Raw genomic sequence first — 4,752 nt, forward strand, 5'->3', positions numbered from 1 at the left:
CGACAACTCAAGGAAGTGGGAATTCAAGCCACGGTTGTGGCCTGTGTGGGGGTTGCGGCACCTTTTGCGGCAGGTACGGCCGGGTTAATGCTCGTCTTTCATGTGGCGGCTATCCCGGCGATTTTTGCAGGGGCTGCCTTGACAGCAACCAGTATCGGTATTACCTCGAAGGTGTTGTCCGAGTTAGGTCAACTCAAATCCAAAGAAGGGCAAATTATTGTCGGTGCAGCGGTGATCGATGATGTCCTTGGTATTATTGTTCTGGCTGTGGTCGCTAGTTTGGCCAAAACTGGTGAGATTGATGTGGTCAATGTTATTTACCTAATCGTCAGTGCCACGGCCTTTTTGATCGGATCAATTTTGTTGGGAGGTATTTTTAACAAAAGTTTTGTGGCGATCGTGGAGCGGCTGAAAACTCGGGGAAATATTGTTATTCCCGCATTTGTCTTCGCTTTCTTTATGGCATTTTTGGGCAATGCTATTCATCTTGAAGCGATTTTAGGGGCCTTTGCCGCCGGTTTGGTTCTTGATGAAACCGATACCCGCAACGAGTTGGATGAGTTGATCAAACCGATCGCCGATTTGCTTGTACCGATTTTCTTTGTGACGGTGGGAGCGCGTGCCGATCTCGGTGTTTTAAACCCAACGGTACCGGAGAATCGGGCTGGACTTTTGATCGCTGTCTTTTTGATGGTTGTGGCGATTATCGGTAAACTGGTGACGGGCTGGGCAGTTTTTGGCATATCCGGAATCAATCGCCTCGCCATCGGTGTGGGCATGATTCCCCGGGGTGAGGTGGGTCTAGTTTTTGCTGGGATTGGTTCGGCCAGCGGAATTTTGGATAAGCCTTTAGAGGTGTCGATTATTATTATGGTAATCCTGACCACTTTCCTCGCTCCTCCCTTCCTCAGAGTCGCTTTTGGTAAGACGGAAGCTGTTCCCGAAACCCTGGAAGGCAAGGAGCCGGCTAATCCTATTCCTTAATTTTGCGGGTAAAATCTGATTTTTTAGACGAGGCTGAAGCATTTTCAGCCTTTTTTGTCAGTTATCAGCTTCTGAATGCAACGGGCAAAAGAGAGAATCTGGCAATTCTCCTACCTAAAAAGAAGGTTATAAACTAAGCACATCAAAGCTTTTCGTTCAACCAATTAGGTTTTAGATTCGGCTCTTGTTATCAGTTTACTGTTTACTGTTTACCGATCACTGAAAAAGCTTGCCAACCCCGATGAATAACCCCCCCGATAGTCCATTCAATTACACAGAGGCTTTTATTGCTCTAGGAACGAGTAATTTTGATCGCTCGGTGCAGTTTTATCGTCAACTGTTGCAGCAGGAACCAAGCCCCTACCTTGCCGCCGTTTATGCGGAATTTAGGCTGATTAACCTTAAATTAGGTCTTTTTTGCCATAAAGAGTCCCACAGAGAGGAATTTGGCGATTCTAGGGGCAGTGGCATGAGCATTTGTTTCGAGGTGGAGAGTCTCGAAAAAGCGATCGAGCATTGGAGCGAAATCGGCTATGGTGCTAGGGGAGAAATTAGCCAGGCTTCCCACGGCAGGGAAATCTACATCTATGATCCGGATGGTAATCGTTTAATTTTCCATCAATCCACCGCTAAAACCAATCCTTTCAGGTAGGAACCTTCCGAGTGATAGATACTGGTGGGATGGTCCGCCGGTTGGCTTAAACGTGCTAAAATTCGCACTGGGCGAGCCGATTCAATAGCGGCAGCCATGACAGCCCCCTGAAAATGTTCTTCGTTAACCACTTGGGAACAGGAAAAGGTGAAAATAATACCTTGGGGGCGAATTTTCTGGAAAGCTTGCTGATTTAATCTTTTATAAGCCATAACCGCCTGATGACGGGATTGGATACTTTTGGCAAAAGCGGGGGGATCGAGGACAATCAGATCGTAATCCTCCTGACAGTCGCGCAGAAAGTTAAAAACATCGGTGCTGTAGGATTGATGGGGAACTTCGCTGAGATTATTCAGGGCGATATTTTTTTCGGTAAGATCGATCGCACCGTGGGAACTATCAACGGAATGGACTAGGGCAGCCCCCGCTTGCATAGCATAGACGGAAAAGCCGCCAGAATAAGAAAAAGTGTTTAAAACCCGTTTATTCTGACAATATTGGGCTAATAAAGCTCTATTTTCTCTTTGATCGAGGAAAAATCCCGTTTTTTGTCCCTTTTCCCAATCAATAATAAAGCGATGGCCGGACTCTAACACCTCATCGCTGGTTTTTTGACCAAATAAGTATTTATTCTCGGAAGTATGGGCGCTTTTCGCTAAAACTGCGGCACTTTTATCGTAAACTGCCCGTAAATTGTCAGCGTAGATAGTTTTCAGACAATCGACAATCAGATCGAGACGTTGGTATAAAGCTAAGGAATAAGCTTGAATAACCGCCGTGCCATTGTACCAATCGACGATTAAACTAGGTAAACCGTCTCCTTCAGCGTTAATTAAGCGATAACAGTTAGTTTTCGGGTTATCCACTAAACCGATTTGTTGCCGCAGCTGATAGGCATTCTGGAATTTTTCGAGAAATAATTGAGCAATATCGCTGACTTTTTGGAAAGAAAGAATTTTAACGGCAATATTGCTAGGATTATACAGTCCAGTGGCTAGATATTCGCCTCGATCGCTATAAACCTCAACGATAGCACCCTCTTTGACTTCTCCCGCCATCTCTTTAATCGCCCCGGAAAATATCCAAGGATGGAATCGTTTAACAGCATCAATTTTATGGTTTTTCAGGATAATTTTGGCTAAATCTGGCATGGATAAAGAATCAGGGTTGATAGCTGACGGCTACTAGATAATTCTATTATCCCCTGCTGGCAGCACAAAACCATGGTTTGTTATCCCTCGATCGAGTGGCATCAAAGCAAGTCGCCACAATCGAGGGATAATCATACTAAATCCTTTGAGTATAGGCTACATATCAGGACAGGCAAAAGGCAAGAGGCACTCATGCAAAACGGAGAATAAATAATCAGTTTTTAATAACCAGATTTAGTATCAGAGGGAATTCTCGCCTATAATAAGTTAGATTTTAGCGATAGTCCCTCGACAAATGCCAAGAAAAAGTGATGTTGCCGGTGGTTTAAGTTTATGGTTTCAGCGTTTGGGGGCTGCCGGTTTGTTAGCGGGACAAACTTTTTTACATATTCTTAATGGCAAAATCCACCGGCGTAATACTCTGGAACAAATGAGTATTGTGGGGCCAGAATCCTTGACAATTGCCCTAATTACTGCTGCTTTTGTGGGTATGGTTTTCACTATTCAGGTAGCCAGAGAATTTATTTTTTTTGGGGCGGGTAGTTTTGTTGGGGGAGTCCTTTCCTTGGCTTTAACAAGAGAATTAGCCCCGGTTTTAACCGCGGTGGTGGTGGCGGGGAGAGTTGGCTCGGCTTTTGCCGCCGAAATTGGTACAATGCGAGTAACAGAACAAATTGACGCTTTATATATTTTAAAAACCGATCCGATCGATTATTTGGTCATTCCCCGGGTGATTGCCTGTAGTTTAATGTTACCGCTGCTCACTATTATCTCTTTAGTCACGGGATTACTCGGTGGTTTATTTATTTCCGATAGTCTTTACGGTATTTCCTATTCCCTATTCTTACAATCAGCCCAAAATTTTCTGGAAACATGGGATTTAATTAGTTCTATGTTAAAGTCCCTAATTTTTGGGGTTTTAATTGCTATTATCGGTTGCAGTTGGGGTTTAACCACCACCGGCGGTGCTAAAGGAGTTGGTCAATCTACTACCACGGCTGTGGTAACTTCTTTGTTAGCGATTTTTGTGGCTAATTTTTTCCTCTCTTGGCTGATGTTTCAAGGGACAGGCAATGCGGAGCTAGGCTAAGACAGTAATCAGTAATCAGTAATCAGTGCCAAGAAAACGGCAATTTTCTACTTAATACCGCTCACTAAAAACTCAAATCTGATCACCGATTACTGATAATTGTCTATTCTCAAGATTAGGATTTGTTCAAGGGATTGAGAGTGAGACAAGTTTTAATTAATTCCTCCACTCCCAGGACTGGATAAATAGGGACTCCTAACTGATTAATAACAGTTTCTAGGGTGAAATCATCTAAAAATACCGCTTCCCCATGCTTGAGCATTAGGGAGGGTAATAAAACCCCATCCCCAAGATTTTTACCTTGTAATCCTTTGAGAATATCTTGCCCGGTTAATAAACCCGTAACCGTGATTTCCTGTCCCCAATAATCACTATTTAAAGCCACTAATTCCACGGTTAAACCCTGCACCTTATTTAACTGTTTAACTAGGGGTTGAAAAGCTTGTTCTACCGCATTTCCCACCACCCATACCAACCGTCTAGAGGGAGTAATTTGAGCAGGTAATAACTTCTTGGCTGTCTTCTGAAACTCCCTAATAAATTGACGAATCGAGCCAACTCCGTTACCGATTTGGGGATAGTCTTCGTAGTGAGATTGAGGTGGTAAATCGACTCGGGCAATTAAAAACCATTCATCGGCTAACCATACCACATTACTGCCCAATTCTTGACAAAATTGTTTCTGTAAAGTTTGGACTTGTTCGATCACTTCTCGCGCTTTTTCTTGGCTAACGGGAATTAATTCATCTTCTTGGGGACGAAAGCGGGTTAATCCCACGGGAACTACGGCAATCGACTCCACACAGGGAATATCTCCCCGATGAAAAGAAACCAGATCTAACAGGGTTCTTTCGAGATGAATTCCATCATTAATA

General features: G+C 43.8%; 5 protein-coding genes. 3 read left to right on the top strand and 2 right to left on the bottom strand.

Annotated elements, in window-relative coordinates:
• Both PX484_RS08435 and PX484_RS08440 read left to right on the top strand, forming a co-directional pair.
• Nucleotides 1-984: cation:proton antiporter (locus tag PX484_RS08435; protein WP_288103447.1), on the top strand; the 984-nt coding region annotated here is incomplete at its 5' end.
• A gap of 241 nt (nucleotides 985-1,225) precedes the next feature.
• Nucleotides 1,226-1,636 carry a VOC family protein gene (locus PX484_RS08440; protein ID WP_287765101.1) on the top strand — a complete coding sequence of 137 codons (411 nt, stop codon included), beginning with the start codon at nucleotides 1,226-1,228 and terminating at the stop codon, nucleotides 1,634-1,636.
• Here the strand turns inward: PX484_RS08440 and PX484_RS08445 are convergent.
• Nucleotides 1,603-2,787 carry a class I SAM-dependent rRNA methyltransferase gene (locus PX484_RS08445; protein ID WP_002801032.1) on the bottom strand — a complete coding sequence of 395 codons (1,185 nt, stop codon included), beginning with the start codon at nucleotides 2,785-2,787 and terminating at the stop codon, nucleotides 1,603-1,605. The two genes, PX484_RS08440 and PX484_RS08445, sit on opposite strands and share 34 nt — an antisense overlap.
• A gap of 295 nt (nucleotides 2,788-3,082) precedes the next feature.
• On the opposite strand from PX484_RS08445, the gene PX484_RS08450 reads away from it, so the two are divergent.
• Nucleotides 3,083-3,877 (top strand): MlaE family lipid ABC transporter permease subunit, encoded by a 795-nt coding sequence (locus PX484_RS08450; protein WP_288103449.1) that lies wholly within the window; start codon nucleotides 3,083-3,085, stop codon nucleotides 3,875-3,877.
• 115 nt (nucleotides 3,878-3,992) lie between these two features.
• Here PX484_RS08450 and PX484_RS08455 read toward each other — a convergent pair.
• Nucleotides 3,993-4,752 (bottom strand): DUF512 domain-containing protein (locus tag PX484_RS08455; RefSeq protein ID WP_288103450.1); only part of this gene is annotated, 760 nt, incomplete at its 5' end.

Origin of the sequence: Microcystis sp. M49636_WE2 (assembly GCF_030065375.1) — a bacterium.
Taxonomy (GTDB): domain Bacteria; phylum Cyanobacteriota; class Cyanobacteriia; order Cyanobacteriales; family Microcystaceae; genus Microcystis; species Microcystis aeruginosa_C.

Excerpts from the sequence above, each read along its gene's own strand:
- PX484_RS08450 (WP_288103449.1), top strand. The coding sequence starts at position 3,083 with ATGCCAAGAAAAAGTGATGTTGCCGGTGGTTTAAGTTTATGGTTTCAG.
- PX484_RS08445 (WP_002801032.1), bottom strand. The coding sequence starts at position 2,787 with ATGCCAGATTTAGCCAAAATTATCCTGAAAAACCATAAAATTGATGCT.
- PX484_RS08440 (WP_287765101.1), top strand. The coding sequence starts at position 1,226 with ATGAATAACCCCCCCGATAGTCCATTCAATTACACAGAGGCTTTTATT.